Raw genomic sequence first — 17,523 nt, forward strand, 5'->3', positions numbered from 1 at the left:
CCCCGGAGCCCACCCCACCCCGACGCCCGACGCCCCCGCCGACCGGGCCACGCCCGACGCTCCCCGCCCCCGGGCCACGCCCGGCGCCTTCGTCCGCTGGGTCGCACCCTCCGCCCATCGGTCCACAGGCGACGGCCCCGGCCTCCGCCACGGAGCCCGTCTTTCGGGCCTCCGCCACGGAGCCCGTCCTTCCGGCCTCCGCTACCGGACCCGTCCTTCCGGCCGTCGGCCCCCGAGCTGTTCCTCAGGGCAGCGACTCGCGGCCGGGCCCCCGGTCCGCCGGGCCGCACCCCGTCTCCGCCGCCGCTCAACCCCGGCCGGTGTCGGCCGGGGCCGGGACGGGGGTGCTTCGGGAGCCGTGGGGTGTGGGGGACCGGCGGGGTGGGGAGGTGCCGGCGCAGTTGCCGGTGGGGGTGCGGGGGTTCATCGGGCGTGACGCGGAGCTGGCCCGGCTGCTGGCGATCCTCGACGAAGCCCACGGGGAGTCGCCCGCGGTGGTGATATCGGCCGTGTCCGGCATGGCGGGGGTCGGGAAGACCGCTCTCGCCGTGCACTGGGCGCGCCGGATCGAGGGCGAGTTCCCCGACGGACGGCTCTACGTGAACCTGCGCGGGTTCGATCCCCGCGGTTCGACGGTCACCCCGACGGAGGCGGTACGCGGGTTCCTGGCCGCGTTCGGCGTCCGCCCGGAACACATCCCGCCCGGTCTCGACGCCCAGGTCGCCCTGTACCAGGACCTGCTGGCGGGGCGGCGGGTCCTGGTCGTACTGGACAACGCCTGGGACGAGCGGCAGGTACGGCCGCTGCTGCCGGCGGCACCGGGCTGCATGGCGCTGGTGACCAGCCGGAACCGGCTGGCCGGACTCGCCGCCACGGACGGCGCCCACCTGCTGTCCGTGGACGTGCTCGGCCCCGACGCGGCCATGGGCGTGCTGGCGGAGCGGATCGGGGCGGACCGGCTGACGGCCGAGCCCGACGCGGCGCGCGAGATCGTCGCCCACTGCGCCGGGCTGCCGCTGGCGCTCGCCGTGGTGGCGGCCCGTGCGGCGGGCTCACCGCACCGGCCGCTGAGCACGCTGGCCCGGGAACTGCGGGAGGAACGCAACCGGCTCGACGCGCTGGACGCGGGCGAGGTGGCGGCCCAGGTACGGGCCGTCCTCTCCTGGTCGTACCGCGCTCTCAGCCCCGGCGCGGCCCGGCTGTTCCGGCTGCTCGGCCTGCACCCGGGGCCGGACACGGGACTGGCCGCGGTCGCCGCGCTGGCGGGGCTCCCGCCGTCGGACACCCGGGAGCTGCTGTCCGAACTGACCCGGGGGCACCTGCTGTCCGAGCACTCGGCGGCCCGGTACACGTTCCACGACCTGCTGCGCGTGTACGCGGGAGAACTCGTCGCCGAGCGCGACGCCGAGCCGGTGCGGCGGGCGGCGCTGCACCGCATGCTGGACCACTACCTGCACACCGCGCGGGCGGCCGACGTGCTGGTGACCCCGCAGCCCAACCCGATCGACCTGCCGGCGGCCCGGCCGGGGGCGGGCGCCGAGGACCCAGCGGACTACGACCGGGCGCTGGCCTGGTCCGCCGCCGAGCGCGCGGTGCTCGTGGAGAACGTGCGCCAGGCACCGAAGGGCTTCGAGGCCCACGTCTGGCGGCTGACCACGGTCGTCACCACGTACCTGGACCGGAACGGGTACTGGCAGGCACTGGAGGAGCTCGGCCGCAGGGCGATGGCGGCGGCGCGGCTGGAGCACGACCGGGCCGGGCAGGCCGGCGCCCACCGCACCCTGGGACTGGCCCTCGACCGGCTGCGGCAGCCGGAGGCGGCCCACGAACACTACGCACGGGCACTGGAGTTGTACGCCGCGCTGGGCGACGAGGCCGGCCAGGCCCGGACCTGCCAGCACCTCGCCCGGCTGTCGGGGACGCGGGGCGACCGCCGGCAGGCCCTCGAACACGCCCGCCGGAGCCTGCGGCACTACCGCGCGGCGGGCGACCGGGCGGGCCAGTCGGCGGCGCTGAACCACATGGGCTGGCAGCTGGCCCACCTGGGCGAGCACCACCGGGCCCTGACCCACTGCGAACAGGCGCTGGCCCTGGCGGCGGCGTCCGAGGACTTCAACGGGCTGGCCCACACCTGGGACAGCCTCGGCTACATCCACCGTCTGCTCGGCCACGACCGGGAGGCGGTGGACTGCTACCGGCAGGCGGCGGAACTGTTCCACGCGACCGGCGAACGCAACCACGAGGCCAGGTGCCTGACCCGCCTCGGCGACTGCTACGACAGCACCCACCAGCCCGTCCGCGCCCGGGACACCTGGACCCGGGCCCTGCTCATCACGGACGAACTGGGCCTGCCGGAGCACCGGTCGCTGCGGCGGGAGATCCGTCAGCGGCTGCTGCGGTGAGACAGCGGCGCCGACGGGGCGGCGGGTCCCGTCCGCCGGGGCAGCAGGGCCGCCGCGGCGAGACCGCCGAGGCCGGCGACGGCCAGCACGGTCATCGCGACGGCGTAGGCGCCCCGGTCGAGACCGGCGACGAGAATGGTGCCGGCGACGGCCGTGCCGAACGACGAGCCCAGGTTCGACACGCTCCGGGACAGACCCGAGATCTCTCCCTGCTGGTCCTCGGGGAAACTCGACTGCACGATGTTGACCGACGGGGTCAGCATGACGCCGAGACCGAGCCCGATGAGGAGCAGGCCCGGGACGAACGCCCAGGCGGTGGCGTAGTTTCCGGCCAGCACGATCAGCACGACCACCCCGGTCACGGAGACGGCGAAGCCCGCCATGACGAGCGTTCGCTGGGAGTGTCGGCGGGCCAGGCGTTCCGCCGACAGGGACGTGGCGAGCAGACCGAGCGTGGCCGCGGTGAAGACGACACCGGTCTGGATGGCGTCGTAGCCGCGGACGACCTGGAGATAGGCCGCCACCGTGAACGACGTGCCCATGAGCAGCAGCCATTGCAGGTTCTGGGTGACGAGCCCCAGGTTGGAGGTGTGGTTCCGGAAGAGGCGCGGGGACAGCAGCGGCTCCCGGCCGGCGGCCTCCTCGGCACGGGCGGAACGGAAGAACCACCCGAGCACGAGTGCGCCGGCCACCAGCAGGGCGGCCATGAGCCAGACGTTGTTGTCCGCGGCCAGGATGCCCATGACCACGAGGACCAGTCCGACGGCGGAGAGGACCGCCCCCTTGGTGTCGAAGTGACGGCCGGGGTCCGGGGGCAGCGGGTCCTCGATACGGCGGCCGAGCAGCACGATCACCACGATCACCAGGGCCTGGAAGACGAAGGCGGCCCGCCAGCTGACGAAGGTGGTGATGAGGCCGCCGATCAGCGGCCCCGCGGCCGCGCCGATCCCGCCCAGCGCCATGACCACCCCGAACGCGCGGGCCCGGGAGGTGACGTCGGGATGGAGGAGGGTGGTGAGGATGTACACGGGCGGGATGAGCAGCGCGGTGCCGACGCCCTCCAGGATCGAGTTGCCGAGGATCAGCACCCCGAGTCCGGGGGCGGCCGCGCTCAGCAGGGCGCCGACCGCGTAGACGAGGAGGCCGGCCAGGAAGCAGCGTTTCCGGCCGTACCGGTCGGTGAGCTTGCCGCCGGGGATCATCAGGGCCGCCATCACCAGCAGGAAGACCGTGATCGCCACCTGGACGCCCTGGACGGTGGTGTCCAGGTCCCGGCTGATGTCGTTGATCATCACGTTCATGTTGGAGCCGGCGAAGCTGCAAATGAACTGGGCGAGGGCGAGCGCGGCCAGCACGCGCCCCGGTCCGGCCGGCTGCGATCGGCCGGTGTCCTCAGCCATGCGGGGCGTTCCCTCCCGCGTCCTCCGCGGGCGCTCTGAGGCCGTAGGCCAGCGGACGGCGTCGCCGGTGCGGTGCGGTCTGCTCCTTCGCCAGTTCCTCGTCGAGCGCCATGGCGGCGGTGATCAGCGAGAGATGGGTGAACGCCTGCGGGAAGTTGCCCAGTTGCTCGCCCGAGGGTCCGATCTCCTCGGCGAACAGGCCGACGTGGTTGGCGTAGGTGAGCATCTTGTCGAAGGCGTGGCGGGCCTGGTCGAGCCGGCCGCTGCGGGCGAGCGCCTCGACGTAGAAGAAGCTGCACAGGTTGAACGTGCCTTCGGAGCCGCGCAGGCCGTCGGGGGACGCCTGCGGGTCGTAGCGGTAGACGAGGCTGTCGCTGACCAGTTCCTCGTTCATGGCGTCCAGGGTGCTCAGCCAGTCCGGGTCGGACGGCGAGACGAACCCCACCCTCGGCATGAGCAGGAGGGAGGCGTCGAGGACGTCGGTGTCGTAGTGCTGCACGAAGGCCTGCCGTTTGTCGTGCCAGCCGCGTTCGACGATCTGCCGGAAGACCGCGTCCCGGGCACCGGTCCAGCGGGCGAGGTCGGCGGGACGGGAGAAGCCGGTGGCCGCGCGTACACCGCGGTCGAACGCCACCCATGTCATCAGCCGGCTGTAGGTGAAGTCCTGGCGTCCGCCCCGGGTCTCCCAGATGCCCTCGTCGGACTGGTCCCAGTGGTCGGCGAGCCAGTCCAGGACGCCGCCCAGGGCGGTCCAGCCGCGGATGGCTCCGATGTCACCGCCGACGATCAGGGCGTCCGAGGCCTCGCCGTAGATGTCGAGCTGGAGCTGGTCGGCGGCCGCGTTGCCCGCCCGTACCGGACGGGAGCCCCGGTAGCCCTCCAGGTGGTCGAGGGTCTCCTCGGTCAGGTGGGGGTCACCGTCGACCCGGTACATGATCTGTAGCGGGTCCCCCGAGGCGGCGCCGTTGGCCTCGATACGGTCGCGGAGCCAGCGGCGGAAGGCGTGGGCCTCGTCCTGGAAGCCGAGGTCGATCAGGGCCCGGACGGACAGCGACGCGTCCCGTATCCAGGTGTAGCGGTAGTCCCAGTTGCGCTCCCCGCCGACCTGCTCGGGCAGTCCCATGGTGGCGGCGGCGACCGGGGCCCCGGTGGGGGCGTAGGTGAGCAGCTTGAGGGTGATCGCGGAGCGGTTCACGATGTCCTGCCAGCGCCCCTTGTAGGTGCACGAGCGCAGCCACGACAACCAGAAGGCACGGCAGGTGTCCAGGTCGTCGGCGACCTCTTCCAGGGACGGGCGCGGCGGCGCGGAGGTTCCGGCGGGCCCGCTGGTGAGCACGACGGCGGCGGCCTCGCCGGCGGAGAGGGTGAAGCGGGCGCCGATGTCGTCGCCGTCCGCGTGCAGGCGGACGCCGGTCGTCGACTGGAGATGCAGGTCCGTGCCCGTGCTGCGGAAGACCGCGGAGTGCGGGTCGGCCAAGGAGAGGGTGTGCGTGGCGCGGCCGTAGTCGAAACGCGGCCGGCAGCTCAGGGCGAACGGCAGGCGGCCCCGGACGACGCGTACGACCCGCACCAGCCGGTGGACGCCGACCGGGACGCCGGACTCGTCCGGCACCATGAAGTCGGCGACCTCACCGACCCCGCCGGCGCCCATGAACCGGGTGATCAGGATCGCCGTGTCGGACAGGTACAGCTGCCGGACGGTCATGCCGTCGCCGTCCGGGAACTCCGCGGCCAGCCGGCAGTGACCGCCGCGGTCGGCGTCCAGCAGCGAGGCGAAGACGCTGGGCGAGTCGAAGCGGGGGGTGCACCACCAGTCGACGGTGCCTTCGGACGACACCAGGGCGGCGGTCTGGAGATCGCCGACCAGGCCGTGCTCGGCGATGGGCGGGTACCGTTTCACAGTCTCTCCCAGCTCGGTCCGGCGCGCTGCGGCAGCTCGGCCAGGACAAGCACCGACCTGTCCACACCGACGGTCCACCGCCCCGGCCCCGCCCGCCTCACCCACGACGGGTGAGACGACGCCGGGAACCGACGACGACCGGTGGGGCCGTGACGGGTGGGAGCGAGGCCGGGGGCCGTGACGGGTGGGACGGTGGGACCGAGGCCGGGGCCGTGACGGGTGGGCCGCGGGCCGTGGGACCGCGCCGGGTTGGATCGCGAGGGGTGGGACCGCGCCGGGTTGGATCGCGAGGGGTGGGACCGCGGCCGGCGGGAGCGTGAGGGGTGGGACCGCGGCGGGTGCGAGCACGGCCGGTGGGAGCGTGGCGGGTGCGACCGACACCGGTCGGGCAGCGACCGGTGCGGCCGGTGACCGTCGAGACCACGGCCGGTGGAACACGGCGGGTGGGACCGGGACCGTGACCGGTGGAACACGACCGGTGGGACGGTGGCGGTTGAAACCCGGACAGGCCTTCGCGAGGGGTGCGGGCGGTGGCGGTGACGCCTTCGTCGCTCCGGGGGGCAACCACGACCCGTCCTCAAGGGTCTAGGCAGCGTGACACGCCATCAGGTCCCGCCGTGGGAGACGGCTGGGCCGACCGTCCCGTCAGGGGGAGTCCATGCGCATCCGCCCGGTCGTCACCGTCCTGTCCCTCGCCTTCGCCCTAGCCCTCCCGGTGTCTCCGGCAGCCGCCCGCGCGGCGAGCGGGGCCGCCCCCAGTGACACGACGTTCTCGCACGTCGTCGTCAACGGCGGCAAGGACATCGTCCTCGGCCTGACCACCAGGAAGACCATCACCATCACCTGGACGGCGACCGACCCGGACGGCGTCGTCGCGTCCTGGGCCTACCTGTGGCACGGGCCCAACACCGACGACGCCGACGGCATCCTGCCGGCCTACCCGCCGACGGGGACGTGCACGGTGTCGCCCACCGACCCCACCACCTCCACCTGCCGCGTGAGCTTCGGCGTGGACGCGGCCCGGGACCTCCACCACAACGCGCTGGCCGGGCGCTGGAACGTGCTCGCCGGGGCGCAGGACACCACCGACGACTGGACGGAGATCGACGCCGCCGCCACCGCGCCGGTCAAGCGGTCGGCCGCCGTGACGGTGAACGCCTCGCCCGAGCCGGTGAAGAAGGGCAGGACCGTCACGGTCACCGGCAGACTGACCCGCGCCAACTGGGAGAGCGGCACCTACACCGGCTACGAGGGCCGGCCGGTCCGGCTCCAGTTCCGCAAGAAGGGCAGTTCCGTCTACACCACCCTGAAGACCGTCACCAGCGGCAGCCACGGAACGCTGAGGACCACGACCAAGGCCAGGACGGACGGCTACTACCGTTTCCTCTTCCCCGGTACCGCCACCACCGGCCCGGCCACCGCGGCCGGCGATTTCGTCGACGTCAGGTGACGGCGCCACCCCGGACAGTAAGTTGACACTGTGTCAAATGGTGTCACGGAGCCGTCAGTTGCTGGCCCGTTTACGGCAGCGAAAGGGCCTACGCGGTCCTTTTCCGCCGTGTAGCTTCTACGCGTCAGTAGGGCTTGAGCAAGGGTGGTCGCGTGGTTGCCTCTCCGCATGCCGAGAAGTTCGCGGCCTGCCTTCGGATGCTGAAGGACCGCAGTGGCCGGGGTTACGACCGTCTTGGAAAAGAGGCCGGGGTCAGTGGTTCCAGCCTGCATCGGTACTGTTCCGGCCTGAGCGTCCCGACGGACTACCGGGTGGTGCACGCCTTCGCCAAGGTGTGCGGTGCCAGTGCGGAGGAGCTTCGCGAACTCCACCGGCTGTGGGCGCTGGCGGACACCGAACGGGACGTACCGGCCGCGACCGTCAAGGAGAGCCCGGAGCCGGCGGCGGAGACGAAGGCGGAACCGGCGCCGGGACCGGCGACGCGGCCGACAGCGCAACCAGGACCGGAACCGAAGACGGAGGCGGGTGCCGGTCCCGGTCCCGGCGCGGGGGCGGTCGACGACATCACCCCCGGCCGGAACGTCGGCACCGGCCCGGACGGTGAACCCGGCGGGAACGGCGAGCCCGGTACGGCGGGGACGCCCCGGCGGTCCCGGCTGCCCGAGAAGCTGTCGCCGCGGGTCGCGGTGCTGGCGGCGGTCGCCGCGGTGGTGCTGGTGGCCGGACTGGTCTGGCTGCCCGGCATGAACTCCGACGACGGTTCGCCGTCGGACAGCGGCAAGCTGCTGTACTCCCCGGCGTGCAGGACCGTGAGCATGGGACAGCACGACGAGTGCGTACGTGAGGTCCAGACCCTGTTGGCGCGGGCGAAGGGCAGGCTCGCCATCGACGGGGACTTCGGTCCCGAGACCCTGCGCCGGCTGACCGCGTTCCAGGTGCTGGCGGGGCTGCCGGCCACCAGCATGGCCGACGAGGCCACCAAGGAGGCGCTCTACGCGCAGAAGGTGACCATGACGACCTGGTCGGCGGCCAGGGTGGCGAAGCGGATCCGCGAGGTGTTCGTCGAGGATCCGGACACCGCCGTGGCCATCGCCCGCTGCACGTCGTTCCTGGACCCGCTGTACGTGCTTCCGAACACCAACGGCAGCCGCAACTGGGGGGTGTTCCAGATCTCCGACGCCCGCCTGCGGGACCTCGGCGGCACTCCGCGGCGGGCCTTCGACCCGGACTGGAACATCAGGGCGGCCCACCGGCTGTGGAGCGTCCGGCACGACTTCCACGACTGGCCCTCCTGCGAGGCGGCGCTGAAGGCCAGCCCGACGGCGACCCCGACGGCGACCCCGAAGGCCACCGCGACGGCCGGCACGAAGAGTTGAGCCGTTGAGCCCGGAACCCTCGGATACTTCCCCGCGGTACCCGAGGGTCCCGGAATCCCGGGGTGGTCTCAGCGGTTCGCCAGCCGGTCCAGGTCGGCCTGGGTGCCGTTGAAGACGTCCGCGGTCGCCGGTGCCTGGACGCCCGGGAAGAGCGCGGCGTCGGTGTACTGCCACATCGTCCAGGTCGTGGAGCCGCTGGGCAGTGGTGGCTGGGTGACCGACTGCCGGTAGTCGGCGAGTTGCAGCGGATAGCCGGCGAAGGCGGTGGTCGAACCCAGGCAGTCGTCCAGGAAGGACTTCTGGGTGTAGATGATCGGGGTACGGCCGAAGGCCGCCTCCACCCGGTCCAGCCAGGCCTTCGCGTCGTCCACCGTGCCGTAGGTGGGGCAGCGGCCGGTGCCGTCGTCCATGCGTTCCAGGTCGAACACCGGCGGCAGGTCGCCCGCGCGCTGCCCGGTGTAGCCGGTCGCCCGTACCGCGGCGATGAACAGGTCGGCCTGCGCGGCACCCGTGTCGGGCGAGGAGCCCGTGTAGAAGTGGTACGGGGCGACGGCCAGCCCGGCCGCCCGCGCCCCCTCCAGGTCGGTCGCGAGGTACTCGTCGGTGACGTTCAGGCCGCGGGTGGCCTTGACCGTCGCGAACTCGACGCCCGAGGCCCGTACCGCTTCCCAGTCGATCGGCGCGCCGTCCGGGTGCTGGTACTTGGCGGTGTCCAGGCCGTCGACCGGGTAGCCGGCGGGACGCGGTGGCGTGCAGTACGTGTCACGGCTCGACCAGTCCACCAGTTTCGCCCAGGTGTTGGGGCCCACGACACCGTCGGTACCGAGGCCCGCGCAGCTCTGGAACTCGATGACCCGCCCCTGGGTGCCGCCCCCGAAGTCGCCGTCGATCGCCAGCGGCGGATAGTGGAACGGCTCCATGGCGAGGTTCAGCCGGCACTGCACCTCCTTGACCTCGACGCCCTTCGACCCCTTCTGGAGGGTCGGCCGGGTGTCGGTGTGGCCGCAGACGGCCGCCTGTGCCGTGGCCGGCGTGCCCTGCGTCGCGCAGGTCCGCGGCTGGGCGGCCCAGGTGTTCAGCGCCGCCCAGGTCCCCGGGCCGATCACCCCGTCCACGTCCAGCCCGGCACACGCCTGGAACACCTCGACCCGGGCCTGCGTCGACGGCCCGAACGAGCCGTCCGCCGCGACCGGCGGGTACCGGCTCGGCTTCGTCGCCAGGCTCAGCTCGCACTGCGCCTCGACCGTCGGGTCGCCCGTCGATCCCTGGCTCAGGGTGGGCTGGTCGGCGGTGTGCCCGCAGACCGCGACGCCGGTGGCCGCGGACTGGGCCGCCTGCACGGCGGTGGGCCCGTACAAGGGCAGGAAAGCGGCCACGGCGAGGGTCAGGCCCCGCAGCAGCGTTCTCCGTCGCATCCGGTGTTCCCTTTCGGCTGGTCGGCCGGGGCGCCCCCGGCACGCAGCATGCTGGCAGCGGCCGTCCCGAAGTCCCCTGCCCGGCGCCCGGATTGGGACGCCGGGACACTCCCACACCGGTGACCTGCGAGGACGGGGCGCCGCTGGGATGCGGCTGGGACAGGGGTGGCGGAAGGACGGCGGTGGGGCGACGGAAGGACGGCGGTGGGGCGACGGAGGGACGGCGGAGGGACGGGAGAGGGGTGGCGGAGGGGCGGTTCAGCCGAGGGCGGCAAATGATCCACAAAGGTTTGTTGAGCAAGGCTTGTCCGCCGCGCGGGCAGGCGCCGGTGGCGCGCCGCCTAGCATTTCCGAGGCACATCAGGGCAGGTGGGGGGACGGATGGGAACGAGTCGGCGGATGGTGCTGGCGGCTTTGGCCGGCGGAGCCCTGGCGGGCTGCGGGGCACCGGGCAGGACGACGGGGGCGCCCCGGCAGTCCACCACCCCCACCACACCCGTCACGCCCACCACACCCGTCACGCCCGCCGCACGAAAGCAGGCCCCCCTGCCCTCCGGCGCTTACTCCACGGAACCTTCCCGCTCCTCCTCGCCCCCGCCCGCCGTCACCCGCGCCGAGATCGTCACCGAATACGGTCACGCCGTGCCCCGCACCTGGGGCTTCGACGCCCCCGGCGTGCTGCACAGGCTGCCCACCGGGCACCGGGGGATCGCGCTGACCTTCGACGCCTGCGGTGGCCGCGGTGGCAGCGGCTACGACCGTGCCCTGATCGACTTCCTGCGCAAGCGCGAGATACCGGCGACCCTGTTCCTCAACTCCCGCTGGATCGACGCCAATCCGGCCGTCTTCCGCAACCTGGCCGGCGAGCCGCTCTTCGAGATCGCCAACCACGGCACCCGCCACCTCCCCCTCTCCGTGACCGGCCGCTCCGCCTACGGCATCCCCGGCACCCGTAGTGCCGCCGAGGTCTACGACGAGATCGCCGGCAACCGGGCGAAGCTCACCCGCCTGCTGGGCACCCCACCGCGCTTCTTCCGTTCCGGCACCGCCTACTGCGACGACGTCGCGGCCCGGATCGTCACCGCGCTGGGCGAACGGTTCGCCGGCTTCTCGGTCAACGGCGACGCGGGCGCCACCTTCAGCCCCGAACAGGTCCGGGCGACCGTGGGCTCCGCACCCGCCGGCTCGGTCGTCATCTGCCACATGAACCACCCCGAGGGCGGCACGGCCCAGGGCATCACCGCCGCCGTCCCCCGCCTGCTGGCAGCGGGCCACACCTTCACCCGCCTCTCGGACGCCGTGCACTGAAGCCGGTGTCCCGGTTCACCCGGGCCCGCGGAGCACGTGCCCGGCCACGGCACGCCGGAAACGCCCCGCTGCGGGCCGGAGTTCATCCGGTGCGCGGCGGGGCGGCGGGGTCCCGGCGGGGTCAGCCGAGGAGCTTGGTGGCCAGGGTGGTGGCGTTGTACGAGCCCCAGCCGGTGGTGAAGTCCCAGCCGGAGGCGGCGGAGTAGGCGCCGTTGCTGCCACTGGTGATGTCGTGGAAACCGGTGCCGCTCGCCGCGTACAGGGCGGGGTTGGCGAAGCCGAGGCCGGCCTTGCCCTTCGCCGCGGCCTGCTGGTTGTAGAGGGCCGCGAACGCCGCCCACTCGGGGGCCGCCGCGCTGGTGCCGCCGACCGAGGACCACGAGCCCTGCGAGTAGATGGAGACACCGGGGCTCGGGTTGGCGTGCGCCGAGACGTCCGGGACCTGGCGGTAGCCGCCGCCGGCGCTCTTCTGGACCGCGGTCTGCCAGCTGGGGATCTTGAAGACGGAGGACTTGCCGCCACCGCCGCCGGACCAGGCCACCTCCTTGCTCCAGGCGTTCGCGGAGGTCACGGTCAGCTTGGTGCCGCCGACACCCGTGACGTACGGGTCGCTGGCCGGGTAGTCGACGGAGGTGCCGCCGTCGCCCGCGTCGTCCGAGCCGTCGTCGCCGGAGGCCGCGTAGAAGCCGAGGCCCTCCGCGGCGCCCGCCTTGAAGACCGCGTCCACCGCGTTGATGTTGGAGGTGGTGCGGGCGGACTCGGCGGCGCCCCAGCTGATCGAGGTGGTCGGGATGCCGCTGTCGACGATGGCCTGGTACGTGTCGACCTCGCCGGCGTCCGAGTTGGGGCCCTCGAAGACCGTCACGTCCGCCTTCGGGGCGATCGCGTGCAGCACCTCGATGTCCAGCTCGACCTCGACCTGGCCGTCGCCGAGCGCGCCGGAACCGCCGTCCACCTTGGACACGGTCGGAGTGGGCGAGCCCAGGCCGTAGTTGGTGTCGTACTTGGTGATGTTGGACTGCTGGAAGCCGTCGAACTCGAGCAGCGCGATCTTCTGGCCGCTGCCGGTGTACGTGCCGGAGACGTTGTAGCCGCCCTTGAGCTGGGCCGGGGTGTAGCCGCCGCCGGGGCCGTTGTGCGGGGAGACGGTGTGCCCGGTCGCCTGGTGGTGCAGCTGGACCCGGTTGTCGAGGCCCGCCACGTCGGTGACGATGGCGGCCAGCGCGGACGGCAGGGTCGGCGCGCTGTCGTTGGCGTAGAAGGAACGGCCCGACGCGCTGTCCTTCCACGTCGACAGCTCGGTGCCGAAGGCCTTCTGGAGCTGGGCGGCGGTACCGCTGGCGTCGACCAGCAGGTTGCCCGAGTGCACCTTGCCGACGGTCACACCCTGCGAACGCAGGTAGTCCTTGAGCTTCTTCACCTCGGCGTCGGTCCGGCCGAAGCGGGCCGCGAACTGACCCCTCGTCAGGTAGTGCCCGTAGGAGGCGGAGTGCGGGTCGCTGACCTTCGCGATGAAGGTGTCCAGGGCGGTGCCGCCTCTGGGAGCCAGGCTGATCGCCACGGATATGCGCTTGTCCGCCGCGACCTTGCCGGTGCGGGCGGCGTCCTGCTTCAGACCGGGCAGGACGTCCCCGGCGACGGCGGCACGCGCGGTGTGCGGGGCGTCGGCCGCGTACGCGGCGGGCACGACCGCCGAGACGAGGGCCGGCGCGGCCACCAGGCCGAGCAGTTTCAGGCGAGACTTCACCGAAGTCCTCCGGTGGGGTGGGGGGTTGGGGAGTGTCCCGGAAACGGAACGGCTTCACCGTAGGAACTCCGGCCCCGCCCCCATAAGCGGGGGAACCCTTGCGTTGCGTGTTAACCGCGGGTGTCGAGGGCGCGGGGAGGGCGGGGGCGCGCCTGCTGACTGATCGTCATGACCGGTGCGGTGGACTGCCCCTGGTCGTCGTCGCCGGTGTCGACGGCCGCCGCCCCGGACGCGATCACCGCGACCGCCATCGCGTGGGCGAGCGCCGTGCGGGAGCGCACCCCGAACTTGCGGTAGACCCGGGACAGCGCCCCCTCCACCGTCTTCACGCTGATGAACAGCTCCGCGGCGACCTCCCTGTTGGTCGCGCCGCCGCCGACCAGTTCGGCGATCCGGGCCTCCGCGGGCGTGAGTTCCGGCCCGCCGGCCTCGCCGCCCCGCTCACCCGCGTCCAGCCGGGCCAGTTCGTCCCCGGCGCGGGCGGCGAGCGGGGCCGCGCCGATCCGGCCGGCCGTCTCCAGCGCCTCCGCCAGCGCCGCGCGTGCCGCGTTCCGGCGGCGGGCCCGGCGCTCCACCGCGCCGAGCGCGATCAGGGCGCGTACCAACTCGACCGGCAGCGGCAGCCGGCGCAGCCGGTCGACCGCGGTGCGCAGCCGTACCGCCCCTTCCTTCGCCCGGCCGAGGCCCGCCTCGCGCAGGCCCTCGGCCCGCTCCAGTGCCGCCAGTACGCTGCCCGGCGCGCCCTCCGCCAGCCGCGCCCGGGCGTCGCGGAGCACCTCCCCGGCCGCGTCGGTCTCGCCCAGGACGACCAGCGCCTCCGCCAGATCGGCGTACCAGTGCAGCAGCGGCGGGTCGGCGGCGCACATGGCCTCGCCGAGTTCCCTGACGCGTTGCAGCGCCTCGACCGCGGCCGCGGCCCCCCGGGGATCGCCGCCGAGGAGTTCGGCCTGCCCCAGCACCGCCAGCGCGCGCAGCAGGAACAGCCGGTCGCCGTCCGCCTCCGAGGCGCGGACCGCCCGCGCGGCCAGCCGCCGGGCCTCGTCGGCGGTGCCGCCCGCGGTCGCGGCGAGCGCCGCCGCGTACAGCGCCGGAGCCGCCTCGGCCATGGTGCGCGAGCACTGCGCCGCGGTGTGCAGCGCCTCCTGGCAGTGCCCGGCGCGGACCTGGATCCGGGTCAGCGCCACCCGGGTCGCCAGCGCCTCCTCGGCCCCCGCCGCGTCGCCGGTCGCCGCCAGCAGCCGGACGACCTGGTCGCGGGCCTCGGTCACCCGGTCGGAGTCCAGGGCGAGGATCGCCCGCATCCGGACCAGCCGCCGGCTCTCCGGCCCGGCTTCGGCGCCGCCGGCCAGCGCGAGCGCCTCGGCCAGCGCGGCGTCGGCGGCGTCCGGCCGGCCGGCCAGCGACCGGATCCGGGCGAGGGTGGCGAGCGCCCCGACCCCGGTGTCCGTGTCACCGGCCGCCGCCGCCTGCCGGGCGGCCCGCCGGGCATGCCGGGCCGCCCGCGCCAACTCCCCGCACAGCAACCCCCGTACGGCCGCCCAGTGATGCAGGACCGCTTCCGCGCCGGGATCACCGGCCGCGTCCAGCAGGCCCTCCTCGATCAGGTCCCCGGCGCCCTCCAGCGCCTGCCCGGCGCCGCGCAGCAGGACCAGCCGGGCCCGCACCCGCCGTGCCGCGGACTCCGACCGGGCCAGCACCGCGCCGGCGGCCTCCGCCGCCTCCTCGGGCCGTCCGGCGTCGCACGCGTACTCGGCGGCGGCCAGCAGCCGTTCGGCGCGTTCCGCCGGGAGGCCGGCGGGGGTGCGGCGGACGGCGAGCGCGGCCAGGTCGAAGGCGGTACCGGGAGAGCCGTCCCGGCGGGCGACGGCCGCGGCCGACATCAGGGTGCGGGCGGTGTCGTCGTCCTCGTAGGGGCGGGCGAGCGCGAGGTGCCGCGCCCGCTCCACCGGCGCGGTCGCCGCCCGGGCCAGCAGCGCGTGCGCGTTCCGGCGGCCGTGCTCGGGGGCGTCCGCCTGTACGGCCGCCCGCAGCGCGGGGTGCTGGAACCGTACGATCCCGTCGGCGTCGGCCGCCGCGATGCCGAGCCGTTCCGCCTGCGCGAGGTCCGCGGCGGGGTCGGGGAGCCCGGCGGCGCGCAGCAGGGTGAGGCTGGGCCGGGCGGCGGCGCTCGCCACCAGCAGGGTGTGCCGTACCGCCGTGGGCAGTGAACGGGCCGTCCCCAGCAGGAGATCGCGCAGCCTCGGGGGTACGGGCGGCGCCTCCGGGAATCCGGCCGGCGTCCGGGCGTTGACCGCGGCCCGCGCCAACTCCACCGCGTAATGAGGGTTTCCGGCGGCCGTGTGCTGGACCGCGCGCAGCAGCGCCGGGGGCAGGTCGGCGTCGAGGGCGGTCCGCACCAGCTGGGCCGTCTCGTCGTCCGTCAGGGGCGGCACCGGGAGTTCGACGGTGCCCGGCGGGCAGCAGCGCAGCCGCTCGGCCTGCCCGCCGTCCGCCACCCGCTCGGCGGCGAGCATCCGTACGCCGTGGCCGTCGAGGCGGCGCAGGGCGAAGGCGAGGGCCTCGGCGGTCGGTTCGTCGAGCCACTGCAATCCGTCGACGACCAGCAGGACGGGGCCGGCCGCGGCCAGCGCGCGCAGCGTGTCGAGGACGGCGACGCGCACGGCGAGCAGGCCCCGGCCGTCCGCCGGTTCGCGACCGCGCAGCAGGGCCGCCCGCAGCGCCGCCCCGGGCTCCGGCTCCAGGGCCGCCAGGCAGCTCTCCGGGACCGGTGCGAACAGGTCGACGAGCGCCGCGAAGGGGAGTCGGGCGTCCGCCTCGGCGGGGGAGCAGCGCAGTACGGTGCCGTCGGACGGGGCGTCGGCGGCCAGGGCCGTCAAAAGGGCGGACTTGCCGATGCCGGCGGGGCCGTGCAGGAGCACTCCGGGGCGTGTCGCGGCCTGGGTCCGGGCGGCGTCGAGCAGCGCACGGCGCCCGGTCATGAACATGTGTTCATGACAAACCTTCGATGATCGCTCTGTCAATGACACCGGTCACCCGGCTAGACCGGTCACCCGGCGACACCGGTCACCCGGCACATGACCCCCGTCACACGACGGGCGCCACCGTCGACGGGCCGGCCTGGTAAGACCCCAGGTGTGACACGGGTAAGGCCATAGGTGTGACATAAAGGAACAGGCAATGACTTTCTCCTGAATCCGTCGTTACGGAACGAGGAAGGCTCTCCGGCCCTCCTCCTGTGCGTAAGCAATGTGCACAGGCAGGGAAGTCAGGACTGACGACATGGGTTTGACCAGTCGAACGACCGTATACGCGATGGTGGCGCTCGCCGCCCTGTGTGTGGCGCTGCTGGTCTGGCTGTGGCCACGGTTCGCCAGACCGGGACTGTGGCAGGTGCTGGGCCGGCTCGGGGCGATCGGCGTCACCCAGGTGACGATCGTCGCGGCGTTCGCGTGCGCGGTGAACTCGTCGTACCAGTTCTTCGGTTCGTGGAACGAGCTGTTCGGCAACGTCGACACCGCACCCGTCGGCGTGACCCAGGCGGCCGGCGGAAACGGCAACGGCTCGGTGAACGGCATCAGCAGCGTCCATGGCGCGGCGCTCGTACAGCCCGCCGGCGACGAGCAGTTGCGCCGGGTCAGCGGACTGCCGAACGGCCCGGCCGCGGCCGTCGGACGGGTGGAGTCCGTCAAGGTCATCGGCCGGCGCACCGGCGTGGTCGACCCGGCCTTCGTCTACCTGCCGCCGCAGTACTTCCAGAAGGCCTACCACCGGATGCGCTTCCCGGTGATCGTCGCGCTCAGCGGCTACCCGGGCAGCATCTTCAACCTCGCCCAGTACCTGCGGGTCTCGCAGACCGCGGGCGAACTCCAGAGCAAGAGCCAGATGCAGCCGACGATCATGGTGATGATCCGGCCCACCATCGCCCCGCCGCGCGACACCGAGTGCGTGGACGTCCCCGGCGGACCGCAGACCGAGACGTTCCTCGCCAAGGACCTGCCGGAGGCGATCAGGTCCGTCTACCGGGCCGGTCACGACGCCAGCGCCTGGGGCGTCATGGGCTACTCCTCGGGCGGCAGTTGCGCCCTCCAGCTCACCATGCGCAACCCCGGCGTCTACACCACGGCCGCCGCGCTGTCGCCCGACTACCGGGTCAAGGACGACCCCACCACCGGCAACCTGTTCGGCAGCGGCCCCGGCCGCCAGGCCCGCGTCGACGGCCACGACCTGATGTGGCGCCTGAAGCACCTCCCCGTCCCGCAGGTCTCCGTCCTGGTCGCCAACAGCAAGCACGGCGAGAAGGGCTACCCGGAGACCCAGGCCTTCATCAAGGCCGTCAGGGCGCCCATGCGGGTCGTGTCGATACTGCCCGAGTCCGGCAGCCACAACTTCCCCACCTGGGTCCGCGAAATGCCCGCCGCCCTGAAGTGGATGAGCGGCCAGCTGACCTTCCCGCAGGACGTCGTCCCCCGCCACCACGCCAAGAAACACCCCACCCCCACAGGCACCCCCACCCCCACCCCCACCC

Annotated in this window: 10 protein-coding genes; 5 read left to right on the plus strand and 5 right to left on the minus strand. The window is 73.7% G+C overall.

The window, feature by feature from the left end; genetic code table 11:
• The first annotated feature begins 389 nt into the window (after positions 1-389).
• A complete protein-coding gene (locus AAW13_RS34135) occupies positions 390-2,402 on the plus strand; it encodes an ATP-binding protein (RefSeq protein ID WP_052768496.1) in 2,013 nt (670 codons plus the stop codon).
• On the opposite strand, the gene AAW13_RS34140 is transcribed toward AAW13_RS34135, so the two are convergent.
• Together AAW13_RS34140 and AAW13_RS34145 are read right to left on the minus strand one after the other, a co-directional pair.
• On the minus strand, positions 2,384-3,802 hold the full coding sequence (locus AAW13_RS34140; protein ID WP_046728304.1) for an MFS transporter: 1,419 nt from the start codon (positions 3,800-3,802) through the stop codon (positions 2,384-2,386). The two genes, AAW13_RS34135 and AAW13_RS34140, sit on opposite strands and share 19 nt — an antisense overlap.
• On the minus strand, positions 3,795-5,702 hold the full coding sequence (locus AAW13_RS34145) for a glycoside hydrolase family 15 protein (RefSeq protein WP_079179068.1): 1,908 nt from the start codon (positions 5,700-5,702) through the stop codon (positions 3,795-3,797). The genes AAW13_RS34140 and AAW13_RS34145 overlap by 8 nt, the downstream gene beginning before the upstream one ends.
• A gap of 658 nt (positions 5,703-6,360) precedes the next feature.
• On the opposite strand from AAW13_RS34145, the gene AAW13_RS34150 reads away from it, so the two are divergent.
• The gene (locus tag AAW13_RS34150; RefSeq protein WP_046728305.1) at positions 6,361-7,152 is read left to right on the plus strand and encodes a hypothetical protein; all 792 of its coding nucleotides are present in this window, start codon (positions 6,361-6,363) and stop codon (positions 7,150-7,152) included.
• A gap of 152 nt (positions 7,153-7,304) precedes the next feature.
• Positions 7,305-8,528 (plus strand): helix-turn-helix domain-containing protein, encoded by a 1,224-nt coding sequence (locus AAW13_RS34155; protein ID WP_240528810.1) that lies wholly within the window; start codon positions 7,305-7,307, stop codon positions 8,526-8,528.
• A 68-nt stretch (positions 8,529-8,596) separates the two neighbouring features.
• Here the strand turns inward: AAW13_RS34155 and AAW13_RS34160 are convergent, their stop codons facing one another.
• Positions 8,597-9,943, minus strand: a complete 1,347-nt coding sequence (locus AAW13_RS34160) for a GH25 family lysozyme (RefSeq protein WP_079179069.1) — start codon at positions 9,941-9,943, stop codon at positions 8,597-8,599.
• Between the two features lie 381 nt (positions 9,944-10,324).
• Between AAW13_RS34160 and AAW13_RS34165 the strand changes: the two genes are divergently transcribed.
• Positions 10,325-11,251, plus strand: a complete 927-nt coding sequence (locus AAW13_RS34165; RefSeq protein ID WP_276207619.1) for a polysaccharide deacetylase family protein — start codon at positions 10,325-10,327, stop codon at positions 11,249-11,251.
• Between the two features lie 121 nt (positions 11,252-11,372).
• Here AAW13_RS34165 and AAW13_RS34170 read toward each other — a convergent pair whose 3' ends face one another.
• Entirely contained in the window at positions 11,373-12,998 is a 1,626-nt protein-coding gene (locus AAW13_RS34170; protein WP_052768497.1) for a S53 family peptidase, read from the minus strand.
• A 110-nt stretch (positions 12,999-13,108) separates the two neighbouring features.
• A complete protein-coding gene (locus AAW13_RS34175; protein WP_052768498.1) occupies positions 13,109-15,976 on the minus strand; it encodes a helix-turn-helix transcriptional regulator in 2,868 nt (955 codons plus the stop codon).
• Positions 15,977-16,277: 301 nt separating this feature from the next.
• Here AAW13_RS34175 and AAW13_RS34180 point away from each other — a divergent pair.
• Positions 16,278-17,523 (plus strand): alpha/beta hydrolase (locus AAW13_RS34180; protein WP_071659776.1); only part of this gene is annotated, 1,246 nt, incomplete at its 3' end.

The sequence above is a fragment of the Streptomyces humi genome (genome assembly GCF_001005085.2).
GTDB classification, from domain to species: Bacteria; Actinomycetota; Actinomycetes; order Streptomycetales; family Streptomycetaceae; genus Streptomyces; species Streptomyces humi.